General features: G+C 33.0%; 24 protein-coding genes. 9 read left to right on the top strand and 15 right to left on the bottom strand.

Translation table 11 applies throughout. The annotated features are described in order from the left end of the window. Position 1 precedes the first annotated feature (1 nt). Both BM238_RS01825 and BM238_RS01820 read left to right on the top strand, forming a co-directional pair. Positions 2 to 511, top strand: a complete 510-nt coding sequence (locus BM238_RS01825) for a pyridoxamine 5'-phosphate oxidase family protein (RefSeq protein ID WP_090078474.1) — start codon at positions 2 to 4, stop codon at positions 509 to 511. A 24-nt stretch (positions 512 to 535) separates the two neighbouring features. Then, the gene (locus BM238_RS01820) at positions 536 to 1,042 is read left to right on the top strand and encodes a Dps family protein (protein ID WP_233741892.1); all 507 of its coding nucleotides are present in this window, start codon (positions 536 to 538) and stop codon (positions 1,040 to 1,042) included. Positions 1,043 to 1,108: 66 nt separating this feature from the next. On the opposite strand, the gene BM238_RS01815 is transcribed toward BM238_RS01820, so the two are convergent. Together BM238_RS01815 and BM238_RS01810 are read right to left on the bottom strand one after the other, a co-directional pair. Continuing rightward, positions 1,109 to 1,888 carry a zinc ribbon domain-containing protein gene (locus tag BM238_RS01815; RefSeq protein WP_090078473.1) on the bottom strand — a complete coding sequence of 260 codons (780 nt, stop codon included), beginning with the start codon at positions 1,886 to 1,888 and terminating at the stop codon, positions 1,109 to 1,111. A gap of 3 nt (positions 1,889 to 1,891) precedes the next feature. After that, positions 1,892 to 2,989, bottom strand: a complete 1,098-nt coding sequence (locus BM238_RS01810) for a Nif3-like dinuclear metal center hexameric protein (protein WP_090079085.1) — start codon at positions 2,987 to 2,989, stop codon at positions 1,892 to 1,894. Positions 2,990 to 3,042: 53 nt separating this feature from the next. Here BM238_RS01810 and BM238_RS01805 point away from each other — a divergent pair, with 53 nt between their 5' ends. After that, complete coding sequence (locus tag BM238_RS01805) at positions 3,043 to 3,882, top strand: ion transporter (protein WP_090078472.1); 840 nt, start codon at positions 3,043 to 3,045, stop codon at positions 3,880 to 3,882. 57 nt (positions 3,883 to 3,939) lie between these two features. Here the strand turns inward: BM238_RS01805 and BM238_RS01800 are convergent, their stop codons facing one another. The 3 genes from BM238_RS01800 to BM238_RS01790 form a co-directional block, all read right to left on the bottom strand. Next, on the bottom strand, positions 3,940 to 5,037 hold the full coding sequence (locus tag BM238_RS01800) for a peptidylprolyl isomerase (RefSeq protein WP_090078471.1): 1,098 nt from the start codon (positions 5,035 to 5,037) through the stop codon (positions 3,940 to 3,942). Between the two features lie 12 nt (positions 5,038 to 5,049). Further along, the gene (locus BM238_RS01795; protein WP_090079084.1) at positions 5,050 to 5,559 is read right to left on the bottom strand and encodes an FKBP-type peptidyl-prolyl cis-trans isomerase; all 510 of its coding nucleotides are present in this window, start codon (positions 5,557 to 5,559) and stop codon (positions 5,050 to 5,052) included. Between the two features lie 93 nt (positions 5,560 to 5,652). Further along, positions 5,653 to 6,726: a branched-chain amino acid aminotransferase gene (locus BM238_RS01790; protein ID WP_090078470.1), complete on the bottom strand. Its 1,074-nt coding sequence runs from the start codon at positions 6,724 to 6,726 to the stop codon at positions 5,653 to 5,655. Positions 6,727 to 6,809: 83 nt separating this feature from the next. On the opposite strand from BM238_RS01790, the gene mnmD reads away from it, so the two are divergent. Together mnmD and BM238_RS01780 are read left to right on the top strand one after the other, a co-directional pair. Further along, positions 6,810 to 7,499 (top strand): tRNA (5-methylaminomethyl-2-thiouridine)(34)-methyltransferase MnmC2, encoded by a 690-nt coding sequence (gene mnmD, locus BM238_RS01785; RefSeq protein ID WP_090078469.1) that lies wholly within the window; start codon positions 6,810 to 6,812, stop codon positions 7,497 to 7,499. 22 nt (positions 7,500 to 7,521) lie between these two features. Beyond that, a complete protein-coding gene (locus tag BM238_RS01780; RefSeq protein ID WP_090078468.1) occupies positions 7,522 to 7,950 on the top strand; it encodes an NUDIX domain-containing protein in 429 nt (142 codons plus the stop codon). Here the strand turns inward: BM238_RS01780 and BM238_RS01775 are convergent. Further along, complete coding sequence (locus BM238_RS01775) at positions 7,933 to 8,721, bottom strand: S1/P1 nuclease (protein WP_090078467.1); 789 nt, start codon at positions 8,719 to 8,721, stop codon at positions 7,933 to 7,935. The two genes, BM238_RS01780 and BM238_RS01775, sit on opposite strands and share 18 nt — an antisense overlap. A 67-nt stretch (positions 8,722 to 8,788) precedes the next feature. Then, the gene (locus BM238_RS01770; protein WP_090079083.1) at positions 8,789 to 9,493 is read right to left on the bottom strand and encodes a DUF4294 domain-containing protein; all 705 of its coding nucleotides are present in this window, start codon (positions 9,491 to 9,493) and stop codon (positions 8,789 to 8,791) included. Between the two features lie 51 nt (positions 9,494 to 9,544). Between BM238_RS01770 and BM238_RS01765 the strand changes: the two genes are divergently transcribed. The 4 genes from BM238_RS01765 to rpe all read left to right on the top strand — a co-directional run bounded on the left by BM238_RS01765 (position 9,545) and on the right by rpe (position 12,343). After that, positions 9,545 to 10,621, top strand: a complete 1,077-nt coding sequence (locus tag BM238_RS01765) for a M42 family metallopeptidase (protein WP_090078466.1) — start codon at positions 9,545 to 9,547, stop codon at positions 10,619 to 10,621. 261 nt (positions 10,622 to 10,882) lie between these two features. Beyond that, positions 10,883 to 11,236: a hypothetical protein gene (locus BM238_RS01760; RefSeq protein ID WP_090078465.1), complete on the top strand. Its 354-nt coding sequence runs from the start codon at positions 10,883 to 10,885 to the stop codon at positions 11,234 to 11,236. A gap of 130 nt (positions 11,237 to 11,366) precedes the next feature. Beyond that, positions 11,367 to 11,681, top strand: coding sequence for a hypothetical protein (locus BM238_RS01755; protein ID WP_090078464.1), 315 nt, complete (start codon positions 11,367 to 11,369; stop codon positions 11,679 to 11,681). Positions 11,682 to 11,692: 11 nt separating this feature from the next. Further along, on the top strand, positions 11,693 to 12,343 hold the full coding sequence (gene rpe / locus BM238_RS01750) for a ribulose-phosphate 3-epimerase (RefSeq protein WP_090078463.1): 651 nt from the start codon (positions 11,693 to 11,695) through the stop codon (positions 12,341 to 12,343). Between the two features lie 133 nt (positions 12,344 to 12,476). On the opposite strand, the gene BM238_RS01745 is transcribed toward rpe, so the two are convergent. From BM238_RS01745 to BM238_RS01710, 8 genes are all read right to left on the bottom strand, one after another. Further along, positions 12,477 to 14,099 carry an NADP-dependent glyceraldehyde-3-phosphate dehydrogenase gene (locus tag BM238_RS01745; protein WP_090078462.1) on the bottom strand — a complete coding sequence of 541 codons (1,623 nt, stop codon included), beginning with the start codon at positions 14,097 to 14,099 and terminating at the stop codon, positions 12,477 to 12,479. A gap of 179 nt (positions 14,100 to 14,278) precedes the next feature. Then, positions 14,279 to 14,698, bottom strand: coding sequence for a nucleoside-diphosphate kinase (locus BM238_RS01740; protein ID WP_090078461.1), 420 nt, complete (start codon positions 14,696 to 14,698; stop codon positions 14,279 to 14,281). 177 nt (positions 14,699 to 14,875) lie between these two features. Beyond that, a complete protein-coding gene (rsgA, locus tag BM238_RS01735; RefSeq protein WP_090078460.1) occupies positions 14,876 to 15,808 on the bottom strand; it encodes a ribosome small subunit-dependent GTPase A in 933 nt (310 codons plus the stop codon). Next, positions 15,801 to 16,580, bottom strand: a complete 780-nt coding sequence (locus BM238_RS01730; RefSeq protein ID WP_090078459.1) for a Fic family protein — start codon at positions 16,578 to 16,580, stop codon at positions 15,801 to 15,803. The genes rsgA and BM238_RS01730 overlap by 8 nt, the downstream gene beginning before the upstream one ends. Positions 16,581 to 16,584: 4 nt before the next feature. Then, positions 16,585 to 17,664, bottom strand: coding sequence for a chorismate mutase (locus BM238_RS01725; protein ID WP_090078458.1), 1,080 nt, complete (start codon positions 17,662 to 17,664; stop codon positions 16,585 to 16,587). A gap of 35 nt (positions 17,665 to 17,699) precedes the next feature. Further along, complete coding sequence (locus BM238_RS14485) at positions 17,700 to 18,263, bottom strand: hypothetical protein (protein WP_233741891.1); 564 nt, start codon at positions 18,261 to 18,263, stop codon at positions 17,700 to 17,702. A 65-nt stretch (positions 18,264 to 18,328) separates the two neighbouring features. Beyond that, complete coding sequence (gene dnaX / locus BM238_RS01715) at positions 18,329 to 19,414, bottom strand: DNA polymerase III subunit gamma/tau (protein ID WP_090078457.1); 1,086 nt, start codon at positions 19,412 to 19,414, stop codon at positions 18,329 to 18,331. 267 nt (positions 19,415 to 19,681) lie between these two features. Further along, entirely contained in the window at positions 19,682 to 23,167 is a 3,486-nt protein-coding gene (locus BM238_RS01710) for a glycosyltransferase family 117 protein (RefSeq protein WP_090078456.1), read from the bottom strand. Positions 23,168 to 23,181: the final 14 nt, after the last annotated feature.

The raw sequence follows: 23,181 nt of genomic DNA, 5'->3' as shown, positions 1-23,181 counted from the left end.
TATGTCAACAGAAAATTTAGACCATCAAAAAGCGGTCGATAAGTTAAAAGAATTGTCAGAAAGCGCAAGAATATGCATGTTCAGTACAGAACTTGATAAATTGCCAATTAATACACGACCTATGAGTCTGCAGGAAACTGATAAAGAAGGAAATCTTTGGTTCATCAGCAGTGATGCGAGCAACAAAAATTTTGAAATAAAAGAAGATAATAGAGTTCAGCTGTTTTTTATGAATAACAGCAATTCTGAATATCTTTCCGTTTACGGGAAAGCTTTTATCTACAAAGACAAATCTACGATCGAAGAAAAATGGTCACCACTTGCAAATGCGTGGTTTGACGGAAAAGAAGATCCAAACGTAAGCATCATTAGAGTTACACCTGAAGAAACTTATTATTGGGATACAAAAGCAGGAAAATTAGTGACAATGCTAAGTTTTGTTGGTGCAGCAATTTCAGGTCATAAAAGTGATAATTCTGACGGCGTAGAAGGAAATTTAGACGTTAAATAATAAAAAATATTAAAAATAAACATTATGAAAAATATGAAACCAGATCTTGGAATAGCACAAAAAAATCTTGATGGCGTAAATGCTTTGTTAAACAAAGTTTTAGCTGACGGAAACGTTCTTTACATTAAGTTAAGAAAATTTCACTGGAATTTATCTGGCGATAATTTCTTAGAATTACATGAGCTTTTTGAAGCACAATATAACGCAGTTGCAGAAGCTGTAGATTTAACTGCTGAGAGAATTAGTACTTTAGGTGGCGTTGCAATCGGAACAACAACTGAATTTGCTAAAATGTCCCAATTAAAAGAAACACCAGGAAAAGTGCCTGATAACCAATCAATGCTTAGAGAATTAGTGGGTGATCATGAAATGATCATTAAATCTCAACGTGATTTTATTGATCAATGTGAAGATAAATTTAAAGACGTTGGTTCTGCGGATTTCTTAACAGGATTAATTCAGGAACACGAAAAAATGGCTTGGAAACTTAGAAAATATTTCAAAGAAACGCCAGAAACTGCAAAGAAATAATTCTTGCATCAAACAAAAAAGTCCCGAATTAATTCGGGACTTTTTTTTATAATTTTTGGAAAAATATTAAAACTTAATAATGCTTTTCATTTTTTCGTTTTCTTCATTTACCATTTCGTCATCAACTAAAATTTTACCGGAATGCTCATCTATAATAATTTTCTTACGCTGTGCGATTTCCATTTGTTTTTGTGGTGGCAAAGTGAAAAATGAACCTTTTGGCGCACCTCTTTCTAAACCTACAACTGCCAAACCGGTTTTAGAACCGTTACGAATTCTGTGATAAGAAGCCAATAATCTTTCGTCAATTTTTGTAGCGAAATCTTCAGATTTTTTTAGCAAAAATTCCTCTTCTTTTTGAGTTTCAGAAACCAAATTTTCAAGTTCTTCTTTTTTATGACCAAGATGAGATTTTAATTCTCCAATTTTAGTTTTCAGATCACCTAAAGTTTCTTCTTTATGAGAAATCTTCGCTCCGAATTCTTTCATCTTCTTTTCAGCTAACTGAATTTCTAATTCCTGAAATTCAATTTCTTTAGATAAAGACTCAAACTCTTTATTATTACGCACGTTATCTTGCTGCGTTTTATATTTTCCAATTAAAGATTCTGCGTGGCTCATTACCTCTTTTTTGGTATTTACCTCGTCGTTCTGTTCTTTAATTTCAGTTTCAAATTTTTCAGATCTTTTTTCAAGACCTTCGATTTCAATTTCTAAATCTTCTACTTCGATCGGCAGTTCACCTCTCGTATTTCTAATTTCATCAAGACGAGAGTCAATGATTTGTAAATCATAAAGCGCTCTTAGTTTTTCTTCTACTGAAATTTCGATAATTTTTTTTGCCATGTTTTAAAAGAAATATTTAATAGGATTTGTTTTCTCCCCGGATTTTAAGACTGCAAAGGTAGTGAATTTTTGTGATAATTTTTCAAATAATTGACCAACAATATATTGCTCAGATTCAAAATGACCGATGTCACAAAGAAGCATTTTATCTTCAACGGCAAAAAAATCGTGGTATTTTAAATCGCCTGTCAAGTATGCGTCGCAGTTATTTCTCATCGCCGCAGTTATTCCAGAAGCACCACTTCCACCAAGAACGCCCACTTTTTTTATTTTTTGATTTAAATTTTCGCTGTGTTTGATGACTTTTAGATTAAATTTTTCTTTTATTAAATTTAAAAAATCTGCAGTTTCCATTTCATTGTCAAATTCACCAAAACGGCCCAAACCAGAAAAGTGATTTTCATTTTCCAGAGAAATAAAATTGTGGGCGACTTCTTCATAAGGATGATTTTTTTTCATCGCAGAAATTATTTGAATCAATTTATATTTTTCAAAAATAACTGAAACCAAACTTTCGCTGCCCTTTTCTCTTTTACCAATTTCGCCAGAGAATGGAACTGCATTTTCGCCAGGTCGAAAAGTATATTGTCCTTCAGATGTAAAACTGCATTCATCATAAAAACCAATATTTCCCGCGCCGGCTTCAAATAAAGATTCTTTTAAGTTTTCAGCATATTCTGTCGGAATATAAACCTGAAGTTGTTGTAAACTATTTTTTTTAGGCATTAAGATCTGCTGATTTTTTAAACCTAAAACTTCGCAAATTTTATAATTTACCCCAAAGTAATCATTGTCAAAAGATGTGTGAATGGCATAAATCGCAATTTTATTTTCAATCGCTTTTAAAACTGCTTTTTCAACGTAGTTTTTACCTGTAATTGATTTTAAACCGGAAAAAATAATTGGATGAAAAGTTACAATTAAATTGGTGTTTTTTGAAATAGCTTCATCGATAACGCTTTCCAAAGCATCGTGACAAACCAAAATCCCGGAAACATTTCGATCCGGATTTCCACAAAGCAAACCGACATTGTCAAATTCTTCCGCTTCCTGCAAGGGAAATAAAATATCTAATTCTCTACTAACTTCTTTTACAGTCATTTTTTTTTCAGTAATTTTCACGAAGATATTAATTTGTTTTTAATTAAATAAATATGGAAAAAACACCTTTAGAATACGATTATACACCTCAGGAAAATCCGTTTCTGAAAAGAATTTACCGCGTCATTTATTTTTCTGATACCAAAGCCGGAAAATTATTTGACATTGCTTTGCTACTTCTGATTTTCATCAGCACATTTTTAGTAATGCTGGAAACAGTAAATTTTATAAATGTCAAATACAGTGGCTTATTTTTCACTGTTCAAATGATCATTACAGTGCTTTTTTCTATTGAATATATTCTTAGAATCTTGACCATTAAAGACAAAAAAGAATACATTTTTAGTCCATTGGGAATTATAGATTTTATTTCAATTATTCCTTTTTACTTAAGTTTAATATTTCCTGTTTTACACTTTTTTGTAATTGTCCGTATGTTGCGAATGTTGCGAGTTTTCAGGATCTTTAATCTGGCAGATTATCAGCAGGACGGCCGTTTTATCGTAAAAGCATTAAAAGAAAGTAGCCGAAAAATCTATATTTTTTTACTTTTTCTAATCATTTTTATTATCATTATCGGTTCACTCATGTTTGTGATCGAAGGTGGCAGAAATGGCTTTTCCAGTATTCCCCAATCAATCTATTGGGCAGTCGTTACGATTACAACGGTTGGTTACGGCGATATTTCACCTGTAACTTCGGGCGGTAAGTTTTTAGCGATTATCGTGATGCTTTGCGGTTACAGTATAATTGCTGTTCCCACGGGAATCGTTTCTTCGCAATTTCGCAGGCAAAGTCAAAGCGGTGATTCATGCGATCGTTGCGGCAACGGCGAAAACGATAAAAATGCAAGGTTTTGCAAAATTTGTGGAGAGAAGATTTTAGATAAATAAAAAGATCGCCTTCAAAATAATGACGGCGATCTTTTAAATAAATATTTAAATATTTCCCTAAGGAACTTTTACCAGCTCTACATCAAAAACCAACCAGGCGTTTGGTGGAATCACACCGCCAGCGCCTCTTGCACCGTATCCTAATTCTGCTGGAATTAAAAACGTTCCAGTTTCTCCCTCTTTTAATAACAAAATTCCTTCGTCCCAACCTTTGATCACTTGTCCAACTCCAACATTAAATTCTATTGGTTCGCCACGTTTAAAAGAAGAATCGAATTCTGTACCGTCAACTAATTTTCCTGCGTAATGCACAGAAACCATATCACCTGATTTTGCAGATTTTCCTTCCGTTTTTTTTGTGATTTTATAATAAAGACCTGAGTCTGTTTTTTGCATTCCTGCTTTTAAATCTTCTACCATTTTTACTTGATTTGCTTTAAATTCTTCTTCCTTTTTCTTTTTATCCGCTTCAGCTTTCGCTAAATAAGATTTATTATTTTCCTGAATCTTAGATTTTCCTTCAGTAAAAATTTTTGCTGCATCATAATGTTTGTAATAATGACCTTTGGTAATAATGCTTACTTTTTCTAAAACTACAGGCACAACTGGCTTATCTTGTGGGCCTTTTTGTACATTCGCAATAGAATCAACAGTTGGCTCACCTTTGATTACGTGACCAAAAATAGTGTGTTTTCCATCTAACCAAGGCGTTGCAACTTCCGTAATGAAAAACTGTGAACCGTTCGTATTAGGTCCAGAATTCGCCATAGAAAGTGTGCCTTTGCCGGAATGCGTCAAGTCATTTTTTTCGTCTTCAAATTTATAACCCGGATCGCCCATTCCTGTTCCTTGTGGATCACCACCCTGAATCATAAAATCTTTTATAACGCGGTGAAATACAGTTCCATCGTAAAAAGGTTCACCTTTCTTTTTAGATTTATTTTCAATTTTTCCTTCTGCCAAACCCACGAAGTTGGCAACCGTAACCGGTGATTTTTTATCTTCTAATTTCACAAGCATTTCGCCTTTAGAAGTTTTAAGATTAGCATAAATACCATCTTGAAGTCCGTCGTAAGTGTCTTTGTCTATGTCCAATGTTTTACAATTTATAAGTGTTAATAATAGGAATGAATAGGTTAATAATTTTTTATGCATAATTTTTAATAGTTAAAAAACTTTTATTTTAATGATAAGCGGGACATCATTAGAAATCTTTTTATTGTCGCCGTAAGTTCCGAAAGCTAAACCTGAAGGAACCAAAAGCGTTGCTTCTTCCCCAGATTTTAAATAATGTAAAACATTTTCAACAGCTTTCAAATCTTCAAATTTACCAAGTTTGACATTTTGCTTTGAAAAACTACCAGGATAAATTTTTGTGTTGTCAAAGTCATAAATTTCGTACTGATAAGTTACCGCAGTTCCCTCAAATTTTTTAGGTTCTGAAACTAAATTTGCTCGATTAGTCCAGTAATTCATCGCCATTGGATAAAATTTTTCATCCTGATTATTTATCCAAGTCTGAATTTGCGAACGTTCATTTTCATTGAGATTTTTGCTTCGATTGCGCGAAACAGCCAAATCTTCCTGACTTAAAAGTCCACCAACAGGCGGATGAACCTGCGTCTGCTTGGAACAGGAAATTAAAATTACCGAAAAAATTAAAATAAAATATTTCATAAAAACTTCTGCAAAATTAAGCAATTTTGTTCAAATTTAAAAATGAAAAAACCGGGCAAAATTTCCCGGTTTATAGATTTTTACAGCTAAATTTTAAGCTTCTTCAAGAATGTTTTTCTCAACTTTCATTCTCCAGCCAAAAGTATCTTCCGCTTTATTTGTTTGAATATCAGTAAGATCTTTTTTCAAACTTAAAGCAAAACTTTCAGTTTCAGATAATATTGGAAGATTTAAAAGTCTGTCCTGATAACCCAAAGCTTTGAAAACAGAAGTTACAACCGCCGTTCCTACGCCCCAAACTTCTTTTAAAGTTCCGTTATCAAATGCCTCAACAACATCTTTCACTTTAACATCACCGACGATTACTTTAATGCCTTTTTTGTCAGCCAATTTTAAGAAACTATCACGGGTAACGCCGTCAAGAATTTTTTCAGAAGTTTTTGGCGTGTAAATAGTATCATTTATTCTAACAAAAACATTCATTGTGCCGCTTTCTTCAAAATATTCATGCGCGGTATCATCCGTCCAGATCACCTGATCAAAACCTTCGTCATTTGCTAATTTTGTCGGATAAAACGAAGCTGCATAATTTCCTGCCGCTTTAGCTGAACCAACTCCACCGTTTGCTGCTCTGGAATAATGATCAGAAATTTTAACTGAAACCGGCGCAGAATAATAACTTTTCGCAGGTGTTGCCACAATTGCAAACATATATTTATTGGAAATTCTTGCTTTTAAAACTTCTTCAGTAGCAAAAATAACTGGTCTGATGTATAATGACATTCCTTCACCTTTTGGAATCCAGTCTCTGTCAAGATCTATCAAAGTCTGTAAACCTTTCATAAAAATTTCTTCCGGAACTTCCGGCATTGCAAGTCTGCTCGCCGATTTATTTATTCTTTTTGCATTTTTTTCCGGACGGAATAAAAATACATCATCATTTTCATCCTTATAAGCTTTCATTCCTTCAAAACATGCCTGTCCATAATTAACACCCATCATTGCAGGGGAAAATCCTATTGGTCCGTAAGGAACTATTCTTGGCTCGCCCCATTTCTCATTATCATATTCACAGATAAACATGTGATCTATAAAAGTGTCTCCGAAAGAAAAATTTTCCGGATCAAATGAAGATATTCTTGGGGAAGTAGATTTTTGAATTATCATTTTAATTATTATTTCGTTGTCTTACAAATATAATATAATTTTTTTTATATCAAAATTTAACTTTAAATTTGAAAAAAATCAATATGGAAAGAGATATTATTGAAACTAATGATGGCACTAAAACGCTATATATCAAAGATTTAAATGAAACCTACCACTCCACTCACGGCGCACTTCAAGAGGCAAAACACGTCTTTATAGAAAATGGCCTAAAAAAGGTATATTATTGCGATATTAATATTTTAGAACTCGGTTTTGGTACAGGTCTGAACCTTTTGGCAACGATTGATGAATTTTTGAAAACTGACAAAAATCATATTGTAAAATATTATACGATTGAGAAATATCCAATTTCAAGCACGGAAATCGCAGAACTTGCTTATTTTAAACTTTTTAATGAAAAAAAAATTGAAGAAATATTTAAAAAAATCCATAATTCTGAATGGAATGTAAAAATTGAACTTGTTCCAAATTTCTTTTTTAAAAAAATAAAAGACGATTTCCATTATTTAGATCAAATGGAACTTCCTCCTATAAATCTTGTTTATTTTGACTGTTTCGGCGCTCGCGTTCAGCCGGACCTTTGGGAAATTGAACTTTTAAAAAAAATAAAAAATAAGATGGCAGATGGCGGACTTTTGACGACTTATTCTTCGAAAGGCAGTTTTAGAAGGGCTTTACAGGAATTAAATTTTAAAGTTGAAAAACTTAAAGGTCCGCCGGGAAAACGCGAAATGATCAATGCTGTATTAGGAATGGGAGATTTTTCTTAATTTTATATCATAACAAAAAAACATGATTGACAATTTTAATATCCGCGTTTACGCTTGCGTCGTAAAAGAAGAAAAAGTTTTGATATTACACGAAGAATATGCCGGCGATTTTTTGGTCAAATTTCCTGGCGGTGGATTAGAATATGGCGAAAGTGTGATTGAATGTTTGCATCGTGAATTCCTGGAAGAATTAAATGTAAAAATAAAAAATATTTCACATTTCTACACGCAGGAAGATTTTATAGTTTCCAGATTCAGGCCTAACGAGCAACTTTTAACATTGTACTATTCCGCTGAGATCATAGATGAAAATGAATTGTTGATCATGGACCCCTGCATCGAAAAAATAGAATGGCTCCCACTTCAAACTGAAGGAGAGCCATTAAAATTACCTGTTGATAGAATAGTTTTTAAAAAACTGAGAGAGAAATTTTTAGAAAATATCGTTTAAAACTTTCGCTAATCTTAAACCGCCGTAAAGAAGTTGGCGTTCTAAAAGATCTTCAAATTTGTAGTTGTAATCGTAGCTGTAGCTTTTATCCGGAACAGTATTCGCGTAAATATAAGTTGCTTTTTGATGACTGTCATACAACCAGTCCTCTAGTGTTCCAGATTGTATCTGTTTTACTTCTTCGGGAGTTTTAACATCCAAAACATTTGCAAATTCTGTATAACTGTACTGCGTAAAATCTATCAATTTGGAATCCCACAAAGAATGTAAATTGGTGTCCTGACCAAAAAATTTCAGTTTGATCTTATTACCACCTAAATCTCCGAATCGTCCTGTATGCATTGGTTGAGAAAGATCACCAACTAAATGTATCAGGAAAACGAGTGCGATCTGCTTATCTTTTACCGAAGTTTTGTCGTCTTTAAGTTGAGCAGATAATATCTGAATCTGTGTATATAAATTCGGCGCTGGCTGACCTTTTATGGCCATATCAAAATCTTTTTCATTATCTTGTTTATCAATATTGATATAATGCCACGCGGAAGATGCTTTCCAAACGCCTGTAGTATCAGATTTTACAAAATCCGGCCAATTTGCCCAATATGCCATTGGTTCATCACCAAAGATTTTCTTGATGTTTCGCTTTGCCTTATTAGACAAGTGATGCTGTGCAATTTCTGCCACAACTCTGTGCCCGGTTGTTCCCCAAGAATAACCAAAATTATAAACCAGAAGGAAAGTAAAAATAAGAGCAAGTTTCAAATTTTTCATTTGTAAAATTATTTTTTTTTAAAGCGTCAAATTTATTGATTTAAAAATAGAATCGGACTTTTTTGAATTACTTTTTAACCCTGTAATTTTGAGCACCGGGATAGGGAAGTAAAAGTCCGGCATTCCAGTTGGATTGCAAGAGACTTTCCGTAAATTCATCGACTCTGTTCGCATGCGGATCATAAGGTTCTTTGATGTCAATATCGGCAATATTTCCTTTAACATTCCACCAAAACGAACTCCATCCACCGCGTAATTCTTTAATAATATCAAAAACAGTTTTATCGGTTGCACGGTACATCAATTTAGCAAAGATTTGACCTTCAGAAGTCGTAAGATCTTTTAATCTGGCCTCATAACTGTCCGCCAAAATATTTTGACGATCTTTAATATATTCTTTCCTTTTATCTGCATCAATGGATTTTACTTCCTGCTGAATATCCTGATATTCTTCTAAAGCTTCAACAAACAGCGGATAAACCCTATTGAGTTTTTTATTTAAAAAGAAATAATAATTCTGATCAAGTTGATTATTGAAATGTGGCTTTCCGGCTAAAATTAATTCATCCATTACGACAACCGTTTCTCCGTTTATCGAATAAATTTTTGCTTTCTGAGCCTCATCATAAACGTATTTATCTCCAAATTCATCAATTTTGATCATTTCCGGAGGATATTGATCAAGAGATTTTGTCACCAAACTATCTTGTGCAGCAATCTTATTTAGACAACTAAAAAAGAAAATTACCAAAAAAATTCTATATAATTTCATTACTTTTACCATTATTAAAACAAAGCGAATCATCAAAAATCATTCCTCAAAATGAAGTTTAACAAAGAATCATTACACTTTTTAGAAAGTTATTTAAATATTTCTTCACCAACAGGTTACGAACACGAAGGCCAAAAAATCTGGAAAAATTACATTAAAAATTATGTAGACACTGTAGAAGTTGACCATTATGGAACAACTTACGGCGTTATCAATCCAGAAGCCGAGTTTAAAGTCGTGATAGAAGCGCACGCCGATGAGATTTCCTGGTATGTCAATTATATTACAGATGATGGTTTAATTTACGTTATAAGAAATGGCGGTTCCGATCAATTGATTGCGCCATCAAAAATCGTAAATATCCACGGCGAAAAAGGCATTGTAAAAGGCGTTTTCGGTTGGCCTGCAATCCACACCAGAATGGGCGCGGAAAAAGAAGTCACACCAAAAATTGAAAATATATTCATCGATTGTGGCGCAACAACAAAACAGGAAGTTGAAGATTTAGGAATTTTTGTCGGTTCCATGATCACTTATCCAGACACTTTTTTTGAATTAAATGACCGTTATTTCGTTTGTCGCGCTTTAGACAACAGAATTGGTGGTTTTATGATTGCAGAAGTTGCCCGACTTTTAAAAGAAAATGAAAAAATCTTGCCTTTTGGTTTATACATCGTGAATTCGGTGCAGGAAGAAGTTGGTCTTTACGGTGCAGATATGATCGCAGATTCTATCAAACCAAACATAGCGATTATTACGGACGTTACGCATGACACTACGACGCCGATGATTGAAAAGAAGAAAGAAGGCGACCAAAAATGTGGCGACGGGCCGGTTGTATTTTTCGCGCCAACTGTTCATCACAAAATCCGTGAACTTATTGTGGAAACTGCAAAAACTAAAAAAATTCCTTTTCAAAGAGCAGCGTCAAGCCGCGTTACGGGAACTGATACCGATGCCTTTGCACATTCAAACGGCGGCGTTCCGAGCGCATTAATTTCTTTGCCTTTGCGTTACATGCACACCACGGTAGAAATGGTTTCAAAAGAAGATGTCGCAAATGTGATAAAATTGATTTATGAAACTTTGCTAAAAATAACACCAGAAATGAATTTGAAATACCATTAATACGAGATAAAAGACGGAAAGATTAAAGATAATAGACTGTTATATTTTAATTATTTGGGCAGCAATTTCCGCCTTCCGTTCCCAAAACGAGGAACGAGTTTCGATGATTCAAATAAAAATAAATAATAAATTGAATCAATCTTTTTTTTCAAATGCAAAAAAAAGGATTTCCACTCAAGTCGGGCTGCTTAATTATTTGGTAAAAAAAACTCTTAGTTTAAAATAAAATTTTAGAAAGACTTAGATAAAAAATTTGAAATTATGAATGAATTGAATGCTCTTGAATTAAAACTTCTTGATGGTTTAATTAAGAAATATCCGAAACTAAAATTTCATTTAGATTTCCTGAAAGTCTCAGAAAGAAAAATTACTGGCGTAGGTTTATATGTAAATTTTGAGTATGTAAATCCAAAAATAGATTTTGAAGATATTAATGTTTTATTTAGTAACGAGGAAAATATTGAAATTCAAAAATTAAAACACGGAATCGGCTACGTTATTGATGTTACTGATGGAAAAATTTTATATATTGAATTTATAACTTACGGCGAAAATTGGGATGGAAAATTTGATGAATATAAAATTATCAAAAATTCTGGGTACTCAAATTTGTAGAAGTCGATTAAATATTTTAAAATCATCAATATATTATTTCTTAAGTTTTTAATTTTATGAAAACAAAACTAATCTCACCTTCCCTACTTTCCGCAGATTTTGATAATCAAAAAAGTGAATATTGAAAGAAATGAGTTTTCAAGAAACAATAAAAGATTTATATAAAAGACCAACTTTTGTTTCAATTGTTGGAAGCATTTTATTTTTGCTAAGTTTAATTGTAATGTGTTACCAAATATTATTTACAGATTTAGGCGGCGCTGCGAGTTTAGGTTTAATGATTGAAATAATATTTTTTTTAATTATATCGGCAATTATATATCTTGACCGAAAAGCACTTATAAATTTTAGTACGAAAAGGTTGTCGATTATAGAAGCAATACTAATAATAGGGTTTTTAATCTATTATTATTTTACACACAACAACAGTTTCTCAATTGGATAAATTTTAAACTTATGAAAACAAAACTAATCTCACCATCCCTACTTTCCGCAGATTTTGGTAATCTGGAACGCGACATCAATATGCTCAATGATTCCCAGGCAGACTGGCTTCACGTCGATGTGATGGACGGCAGATTTGTCCCAAATATTTCTTTCGGCTTTCCTGTGATGAAAACCGTACAGCAACATTCTACTAAATTTGTTGATGTTCATTTAATGATTCTCGAACCAGAAAAATACGTGGAAGAATTTATAAATCTTGGTGCAGATCTAGTTTCTGTGCATTATGAAGCCTGCGTTCATTTAAACAGAACCATTAATTTAATTCAAAGTTTGGGCGCAAAAGCAGGTGTTGTTTTAAATCCATCGACCCCAGTTTTAATGTTGGAAGATATTATTGAAGACGTTGATCTGGTTTTATTAATGAGCGTAAATCCAGGTTTTGGTGGACAAAAATTCCTTAAAAACACTTATAAAAAAATTGCAGAAACCAAAGATCTGATTTTAAGTAATAATTCCAGAGCCCTGATAGAAATTGACGGCGGCGTAAATCTTGAAAATGCTTCAAAACTTTTCGAAGCCGGCGCAGATGTTTTAGTTGCTGGAAATGCGGTTTTTTCTGCAGAAGATCCAGCAAAAATGATCGAACTTTTGAAAATATAAACCACAAAAGGAACAAAAGACAAAATAAAAATTAATCTTAAAAAGATAAAATAAGTTGATAAGACTAATTTTATCTTTACTGAGAATTAAAACAAGGCTTAAAACTTTTGTTCCTTTTGTGGTTTAAAAAAAATTAAAAAATAAATTTAGTCGAAAGAAAACTTGATTCGTCTTCGCTTACAATTTTATTGATAATTGCTTTATTTTCCATGGTTTCTTTGGTTGCAACCACCGTTCTGATGGAAAAAGAGCGAAGTGCATCATAAACTGACAGTGTTCCCTCAGCAGAATCTTTTCTACCCGTAAACGGAAAAGTGTCGGGACCTCTTTGGCATTGAACATTGATATTTACGCGGGAAACTTGGTTCACCAAACCATCAAGTAAATGCGAGATTTGTTTGGTGTCCGTTCCAAAAATACTCACCTGTTGTCCATAATTTGAAGAAATCATATAATCAATCGGTTCCTGCATATCTGTAAATGAAACGATCGGAACTATCGGACCAAATTGCTCTTCGCGGTATAATTTCATTCCATCTTTTACCGGATAAACTACGGCTGGAAAAAACAAACTTCCATTTTGGATTGCGCCATTTTCATTCATAATTTTGCCACCTTTTGCTTCTGCATCAGAAATACAATCATTCAAATATTTAAATTTATCTTCTTCTGGCAATGGCGTAATTTGCACTTTTTCATCCCACGGCATTCCAAATTTTAGCGCATCTACTTTTTCACAAAATTTCTTTAAAAATTCATCTTTAATATTTTCATGAACAAACAAAATTTTCAATGCTGTGCAACGTTGACCATTAAAAGATAAACTTCCTAAAATACATTCTTCAACAGCGTTTTCAAGATTGGCATTTTCTAAAACAATCGCCGGATTTTTAGCATCTAAACCTAAAATTGCACGCAAACGATTCACTTTTGGATGTGCTTTTTTAATATCTGACGCTACTTTACTGGAACCAATTAAAGTCAAAACATTAATTTTCCCCGTATTCATTAAAGGTTCAATGATCTCATTTCCTTTTCCATATAAATAATTGATGACACCTTTCGGAAAACTTTTTTGAATGGCTTTTGAAAGTGAGAAATGCAATAAACAACCATGTTTTGGCGGTTTAAATAAAATCACATTTCCCATTATCAACGCCGGAATCAGCAAAGTATAAGTTTCATTTAATGGATAATTATACGGACCAATGCACAAAGTAACGCCCAAAGGCGAACGTCGAACTTGTCCAATTACGCCTTCTTCGATAGTAAAAGAAGCAGATTTTCTTTCTAATTTTTTTAAAGATTCAATGGTGTCATAAATGTATTTGATGGTTCTGTCGAATTCTTTTTCAGAATCTTTTTCAGATTTCCCGATTTCCCACATCAATAAATTCACCACTTCGGATCGTAAATTGATCATTTCGCCAACAAATTTTTCGACATGAAAAATTCTTTGCTCCACGGAAAACATTGGCCATTCGCCAAAACCATTATCATAAGCGTTTTCGGAACTTTCTAAACATTCCAATGCTTCTGGCAAACCCGTCTTTGGGATCTTACCAATAGAAATTCGCTCTAATTTTACATCAGTTGTTGGTTTGCAGATTGCTGCATTTACTTCTTTAAAAGGGCCATTCCAATGTTTAAATTTCCCATCGACAAGATATTCTTCCTGATTAATTTGTGGAATTTCTTTAGAATTTACAGATGAAAAAATTTCAAACAAGTGATTTTCAGTAATTGTACTCAGCATAATTTTTGAAATAAGATTTAGACTATGAAATTACGATATTTAAATAAGAAGTAGGAAATTTTACTAAAAACATTTCATTCATGAAAAGTCAAATTTAAAAATAAAAAAAACCACGAAAATTCGCGGTTTAATTTTACTTTAATAATCAAAAACATTGTTCTTGATTTTAGATTCTTTATCTAAAAGATTTCTTTTCCAGCGAAATGAAATTCCGCTTCAATTTGAGCATTCTCATCAGAATCTGAACCATGAACTGCATTTTCACCAATAGATCTTGCAAACATTTTTCTGATAGTTCCTTCTGCTGCATCTGCAGGATTTGTTGCTCCAATTAAAGTTCTAAAACTTTCAACTGCATTTTCTCCTTCTAAAACCGCCGCAACGATTGGTCCGGAAGACATAAAATCTACTAATTCTCCGTAGAAAGGTCTTTCGGCATGAACTTCATAAAATTTTTGAGCATCTGCAACTGTAAGTTGAGTTAATTTTAAAGCTTTGATTTTGAAACCAGCTTCCGCTATTTTCCCTAAAATTGCACCAATGTGGCCGTCTGCAACTGCATCTGGCTTGATCATAGTGAATGTGATTTTTCCTGACATTATATCTGTTTTAATTTGGCGCAAAAGTAATGAATTTAAGTTAGATTAAAAACCTTTGTTTAAAAGTAAAACTTGGCACAACATTTGAAACATTCACCTCGATTCTCATGTTTAATTGAGTTTTCATGGTTATTAGTTTTTACCCCAGCTTCGGTTGGGGTTTTATTTTATATACACTTAATTTTTTTGCAATTCTTCCGCCTCTTCCATTAATTTTAAATAATTCATGTAGCGAGAATGCTGAATCATATCATTTTCTAAACCTTCTAAAACGGCACATTTAGGTTCATTAATATGCATACAATTGTGGTATTTGCAAGATCTTCCAAGTTTAAAAATCTCGGGAAAAAAATGTTGAATATCTTCTTTTTCAACGTCAATCATTGCAAACTCGCGAACGCCGGGCGTGTCAATAACACTTCCGCCAAATTTCCAGAAATGCATTTGGGCAAATGTTGTGGTGTGTTTTCCTTTTTGATGAATTTCAGAAATTAATCCAGTTCTTAGATCTAATCCTGGTTGTAAAGCATTAACTAAAGTTGACTTCCCACTTCCGGAATGACCGAAAAAAACAGAAACTCTATCTTTAATTTTTTCTTTTAATTGTTCTAAATTTAACTCTGAAACTGAAGAAATCAACAAACCTTCGTACCCAATTTTTTGATACATCGTTTTTATCTGTTCGACAAAATCAATTTCCGGTTCCGATAAAAGGTCAACTTTACTAAATAAAATTAAAGGTAAAATATTGTAAGCTTCACAACAAGCCAAAAATCGATCGAGAAATCCAAAAGAAGTTTCAGGTTGTTTTAAAGTAAAAATAAAACAGGCGACATCAACATTTGACGCAATAATATGAGATTCTCTGGAAAGATTTACGGCTTTTCTAATTAAATAATTTCTGCGAGATTCAATTTTTGTGATCCACGCGACATCATCAATTTCAAGTTGAAATTCTACATTATCACCGACTGCCAAAGGATTCGTTAAGCGGGTTTTTATTAGTTTAAACTTCCCACGAATTCTGGCTTCAAAAATATTTTCAGTATTTTCTTCTTTTACCTGATACCAACTTCCGGTAGATTTAATGATAAGACCTTTTTTAGTCATTTTGTAAACTATTTACGGTCATTAATAAAAAATCCAAAGATTTGGAATAATCAAGTTCGGTATATTCTAAACCGATTTTTTTTAAATTAAAATAATAAGGATCCAAATTTTGATAATAATTTCTTTCTAATGCAATTGAAAAGGCTTTTCTACCTAAAAATTCTTTTAAAAACCATTTTTCTAGCAGTCTTCCACTTCTTCCATTTCCATCATTAAAAGGATGAATTTTGACAAAAATCAAATGAATTTGAGAAGAAAAATAAAAAATTTCTTTGATATCTAAAGCTTGCGACAATAGAATTTTAACATCATCAAAAAACTTTTCTATTTCGCTTTGCACCAATGATTTATCTGTCGCAACATATTCTATTTGTCCATTATTATTTATAATGAACATCTGGTTTTGCCGAATTTTTCCCTGCTGTGAAATTGGCAATAGGTTTTTGCTTAAAATTTTATGGCTTTTTAGGAAATTTTTATAATTCAAGACGTTATTTTGCATCCATTCATAAGCATCAAATAAATCATCTGCACGTTTTGTATAATCTGGAAGAAAATCAATGTTGAGAAATTTATGCTTAAAAAAACTGTCCAACTCTATTTCTTCACCTTCGATTTTTGACGAAAACACGGATGAAATGGCGTGATTTGTTTTAAAATAATCAAAAGAAATTTCTCTTTGCTCAAACTTCTCAATTCTTTCCATTAAGTCAAAATTTACAGAATTTTTGAATTCTTCTAAATTTGCAGAATTGAGAATTTTGAACTTCATTAATTTATTTATTAATCATAATGCTATTCTGAACTTCGATAGATTCTTCGTGAATTGCTTTAAAAACTTTCTCGATAAATTCACTGCTCATACCAGTTTCTTCCGCTTTTTGAGAAGCATATTCGGTAATAATTTTCCATCTGTCCGGTTGAAAAATTGCTATATTATTTTCCTTTTTTAAAGTCCCGATCTTCTCAGAAACTTTCATTCTTTGGTTTAAAATATCAATTAACTGAAAATCAATATCACTGATCAAAGTTCTGTGACGCGTCATTTCATCATCCATTTTAGAAATATCAGAATTTCTAATTTTTAGATTTGAAATTAAATCCGCTAAAACAGCAGGCGTAATTTGCTGTGAAGCATCGCTCCAGGCATCATTCGGTGAAAAATGAGATTCAATCATCGCACCTGTATAACCGACGTTTAACGCTTCTTGTGTAATCGCCGCTAAACCAGTTCTATTTCCGCAAATATGAGACGGATCAACAATCATCGGGATATTTGGAAACTGATGACGGAAATCTAGAGCGATTTGCCAGTTTGGAATATTTCTATATTTTGTTTTCTGATAAGTTGAAAAACCACGGTGAATAGCGCCTAAATTTTCCACACCTTGACCTAAAAGTCTCTCCATGGCGCCGATCCATAAAGCCAAATCTGGATTTACCGGATTTTTAACAAAAACTGGTTTTTTAGTTCCTCTTAAAGCAACTGCGATTTCCTGAACTGTAAATGGATTCACTGTTGAACGTGCACCGATCCACAAAACATCAACATCTGCTTCTAAAGCGGCAAAAACGTGATTTGCGTTCGCAACTTCAGTCGCAGTTTTAAAACCGTATTCTTCTTTTACTTTTTTTAGCCAGTTTAAACCAATTACACCAACGCCTTCAAAACCGTTTGGTTTTGTACGAGGTTTCCAGATTCCTGCACGGAAAATTGGAATATCTGCATTTGATTCTTTGATTTCTTTCGCCGTTTGAAGCATTTGAGATTCACTTTCTGCACTACAAGGTCCGGCAATAATTAGCGGTGTTGGGAATTCATTTACCCATTCATTTTTCAGTTCTTTTAATTCCATCTAAGTTTTGGCTTTGCCAATTTTTTTATCATTAATTAAGAAAAATCAAATTTCATAAGATCATTAAGATCATTTAAAACTGGATTTATCTCGGCAAATTTATCAAAAATTTTGCGTTTTGTGAGTATTTCTTTTTTTAGCTTAATATCAATTTTAAAATTTAAGTTGATATGGTAATTATTCACCTGATGTTTAAAATGGTTTAAAAATTTTCCACTCACATTATTAAATTCAGCTTTTGCGGAATCTGAAGGACAGCAAATTTCAATATCATGTTCGTTAATTTTGGTTAGTTTAAAACCATTTATGGCGTTGAAAACCATTGTATTACTGGCTTTCATTTCATCTAAAAATAAATGCCATTCTTTTTGTAGATCAGTTTCTGAAAAGTGATTTTGCGGTAAATCTTTTGTTGATAAAACTTCGGTAATTACTTCCTTTTTTTCTTCAACCTTTAATGCATCCGAAATGCTGAATTTCGATTTTTCCTTTTTTTGGATTAAAGGTTTTTCTGCAGTTTGAATTAAATTTTTTTCCGGTAATTCTAATTCAGCTTCTGATTCTTTTACAATTAAAATTGGTGAAATTTCTTTCTCCAAAACTTTACCTGAAACCTCTGAAACTACTTTTAAATCTAACTTTTCACTAAGAAACGGCGCTAGAATTAAGAATTTTTTTTTTTAGAATCTAAAGAATTTTGATTTAAACTTGATAATTGCATTAAAGCAATTTCGACAGTCAAACGGGGATTTTTAGAATTTTTATAATTGATATCTGCGTGATTGCAAATTTCAACTGCATCAATTACATCCTGCGCGGACCAGTTTTTACTTTGTTCGCTGTATTTTTGTTTACTTTTCTCGCCAACTTCGATCAACGCTAAAGTCATGGGATTTTTTGCCATCATTAAATCTCTGAAATGACTTCCCAAACCGGCGATAAAAATATGCGGATCAAAACCTTTTTTGACAATTTCATTGAAAGCAGAAAGTACTTCCGGAATTTTATTTTCCTTTGCCAGATCTGCAATGTTTAAATACTGGTCGTAATCTAAAATATTTAAAACTTCCGCAGTTTTTTCTAAAGTAATGTTGTTTTGAGAAAAAGTCACCATTCTATCAAAAATAGAAAGTGCGTCACGTAAAGCGCCATCGGCTTTTTGGGCAATTAAAAATAAAGCGTCTTCTTCATAATTTACTTTCTCTTTTTCGGCAATTCCTTTTAAATGACTTTGAATATCTTCAATTTGAATTCTTTTAAAATCATAAATCTGGCAACGCGACAAAATTGTTGGAATAATTTTGTGCTTTTCCGTTGTTGCTAAAATAAATATGGCATGTTCCGGCGGTTCTTCCAAAGTCTTCAAAAAGGCATTAAAAGCCGCTGAAGACAACATGTGAACCTCATCAATGATATAAATTTTATACTTCCCTACTTGCGGCGCAAAACGAACCTGATCCGTTAAATTTCGAATATCATCAACGGAATTATTAGAAGCGGCATCGAGTTCAAAAATATTATAAGCGAAATTATCTTCAGAAGTTGAACCGTCTTTTTCGTTGATTTTTCTTGCTAAAATCCTTGCGCAAGTGGTTTTACCAACGCCTCGCGGTCCACAAAAAAGTAGAGCTTGTGCCAGTTGATTATTTTCAATGGCGTGGTCGAGAGTGTCTGTAATGTGGGATTGTCCGACAACAGTATCAAACTCTTGCGGACGGTATTTTCTTGCAGAAACCACGAAATTTTCCATTGTTCAAAAATAGGGAAATTAGTGAGGAATAAAAAATGGATTTTGAAATTTGATATAAAATTTAGCCAAAAATAAAAAAATATGAAAGAAGAAATGCCTCTACTTCTAGCCCTGATCGCAGTGGATACCGCTTACGTCTGAAAAGAAGTAAGTGGTAGAAACGAAGAGCAGGAAGGGTTTTCGCGCAAAATCAATAACTTCATGCTCCAAAAAAAAACCGACTCAAAAATATTGAACCGGTTTGATTTTAAATATAATTTAAATAAATTATTGCGTTGCTTTTATTAAATCGTTACTGATCTGGTCCAGTTTTTCATTGGTGTAAGTGGAATCGTAAGGTTTCATTACCTCAAATAAATATTGGTAAAATGGCGTTATTTTTTGCACATCTTCAGATTTATCCATGGCTTTTACTTTACCCATTTCTTTTAGATCTTTAATAAAAGTACTAAATCTTTTATCGATCGGAATAATCGACTTCACCAAATAATCGTAAGCTTTAGTTTCATTGCCTATTTTCTTGTAAGCATCAGCAACAGCGCCGACTACAATTGAATATTCCATTGGTTTTGTGCGCATTTGTCGACCTAAATATTTCTGATCCTGCGGAGTTAATGAGGCGTAATAATCATATTCAGTGAAAATTCCTTTTTTCAATTCTTCGGCTAATTTTAAACCTTTTTGCTCCTGTCCCGAAACTATATACCCGTAAACCATTGAACTTAATGATCTTGGATCGTTATATTTCTTCACCGGAATTTCTTTGGCTGCAAGATCTAAAATTTCAATCGCTTTATTTTTTTCGCCATTCAGCGCTAATGCTTCAGCAGCACGACTTGCGGAATTTCTATAACTGATTATATTTTGTGTACAGGTTTCGTCAAAGTGAGCATTTAAATCTTTAAAATTACCCCAACGGTAATTTTTTACGATTTTATAAAGATTATCAGCATCTACTCTTCCCATATCGCCAGACTCTGTCTGTTTGGTTTCTAAAGGTGTGAGGCGATAACTAAACCCGTCAAACTGAAGGAAATCCTGCATATAGAAAATATTTTCATCATCATAGATTCCACCAGAAGAGAAATTAATTGGTCGGTTCCAGTCAAAGTTTGCCAAAATATCCATCATCAACAGATTATTTTTAAACATACTGTTGCTTTTATAAGTGATCATAATTTGGTCAACTGCTTTTGCGGCATCGTGTGGTTTTAAAATGCCGGATTTTACAGCATTTGCTTTATTGACAGGCAAAATAAATTTACTACAAGGAATGAAATTATATTTATCATATTTTTCGTCGCCAAAGACCATTTTTAAAATATCATTTTTATCTTCAGATTTACTTTTAATGAAATTCATAGCATCTTTAAAAGTCATGGAATCCTGAGTTAAATATTTTCTGTATTCTGACATCGCAGTATCAGGGGCGCCGGATTCTTTTAAATTAGAAAAAATAGTTTGCCAGTCTTTTTTCGTCATTAAATAAATCTGGTCATTCGTACCGTCCCGGTAATCAAGATGATTTAACTGGGAAGGAACGGGCATAGAATTGTACGTTCGTCTTTTAACCTGATCAATATTCCAGGGTGTTGAAAGAAGTGTAAAATTTACGACTTTTACATCAGGACGGAATTCTGAGGTTTCCTGTAAAGCCCAAACGGGATAAGTATCATTATCCCCATAAACAAACAAAATGTCATCTTTTGGGAGAGATTTTAAACTTGAGTAAGAATAGTCATATGCCGTGTAGCGGTTGCTTCTGTCATGTACATTATAATTCTGGTAACCCATCATAAAAGGAACTCCTAAAAGCACAACTCCTGCAACTATGTTTGCGGTATTATTTTTAACTTTTTTATTTAAAAACCAGATAACCGCTGCGGCACCTAATCCGATCCAGATTGCAAAGGCGTAAAACGATCCGACCAAAGCATAATCTCTTTCACGAGGCTCGAAAGGTTTCATTCCGGTATAAAAAATTATTCCGACACTCGTAAGCACAAACAATGCAAGAATGGCATAAAAACGACCAAAATCTTTATTTAACTGAAAGAAAAAACCAATTAAACCCAATAAAAAAGGTAAAAAGAAAAAGGCAACAGTACTTTCATTTTTAAATTTCGCAGGCATATTTTGTTGATTTCCCCAAAAATAATTGTCAATGAATGGTATACCGGAAATCCAGTTTCCATTGGTATTTTCCATTTGTCCCTGAAGGTCATTTTGTCGGCCGACGAAATTCCACATTAAATATCTCGCGAAATAATATCCATTCTGAAAAGTGAAAAAATAATTAAGATTTTGACCTAATGACGGTCGCTGAACATTGACAAGATCATACGATTTTGCCTGCATATAATCAGAAACTTTTATTGAACCGTCCTCGTATTTTTTACGCATTTCATCAAAAGCCTGTTTTGCCTGTGGATTATCTGCAATATCAGGATTATCATAATTGAAGCTGAAATCTGGCGCTCCATACATAGAAATATAGTTAGACATCACATCTTTATCTTCAGAAAACATTCTTGGCATAAAACTGACCTGTTCCTTGGAGAAAATATAATCAAATCTCTCACCTGTTTTTCTGTAAGTTCCGGTTGATTCATCTTTTTCGTAAACGTCATCAGTTTTCTTGGTTTTAAAACTACCGTCTTCGTTTTTTTGAATACCGTTTGGATCAAGATAAGCGGTGTAGTTTTGACCGTAAGACGTCGGCCAGTCACCATATTGAGCACGATTATAATAATCTAGCATACCAATTGCATTGTCGGGATTATTTAAATTCATTGGCGGATTTGCATTGGCGCGGATAGGAATTACCATCCAGCAAGAAAAACCAATGATCATATAAACCAGCGATAGGGAAATAGTTTGATAAATTCTTTTAGAAGATTTTCGTGATATTCTAATAATTAAATAAGACAATCCTATTAAAATAAGAAATCCTAATATTGTCCCGGAGTGGAAAGGTAAACCTAATCCATTGACGAAGAATATCTCAAGTTTGCCGAACATTGCCATTACGAAAGGAAAAACACCTTTAAAAACAAGCGCTAAGATAATTAGTGTAACAAAATTTGCAATCAGAAAACTTTTCCAACTGAAGGTATAATTTCTCGCATAATAAATTAAACAAACCGCAGGAATTACCAACATACACATCATGTGAACACCTACTGAAAGACCAACGATAAAAAATATAAGAATGATCCAACGTTCATTATCATCATCGTGAAATTCATTTTCCCATTTTGTGATCAACCATAAAATTAAAGCAATAAAAAGAGAAGCCATCGAATATACTTCACCTTCAACTGCAGAAAACCAAAAACTATCAGAAAAAGCAAAACACAAAGCGCCTACCAAACCGGAAAACAAAATAGTGATTTCTTCACTTCTTGTCACTTCAGCGAATTCTTTATGAAACATTCTTCTAATCAAATGCGTAACTGTCCAAAATAAAAATAATATCGTAAAAGCACTAAATAACGCAGACATAGCATTGATCACTATAGAATAATGGTCAGGATTTCCCAAGGCAAACATCGCGAAAACTGCACCAACTAATTGAAATAATGCCGCACCCGGAGCATGCGTCACCTGCAATTTTACGGCAGAAGATATATATTCACCGCAATCCCAAAAACTAAAATTGGGTTCTATGGTAGAAAGGTAAGTGAAAAATGAAATAACAAATACAGACCATCCTAAAATGTTGTTCCATTTTCTAAAAGACCAGTTTTTCATACAAATGATTTATT

Origin of the sequence: Halpernia frigidisoli (genome assembly GCF_900113805.1) — a bacterium.
GTDB lineage: Bacteria > Bacteroidota > Bacteroidia > Flavobacteriales > Weeksellaceae > Halpernia > Halpernia frigidisoli.
This window is presented reverse-complemented; position numbering and strand designations above follow the sequence as displayed.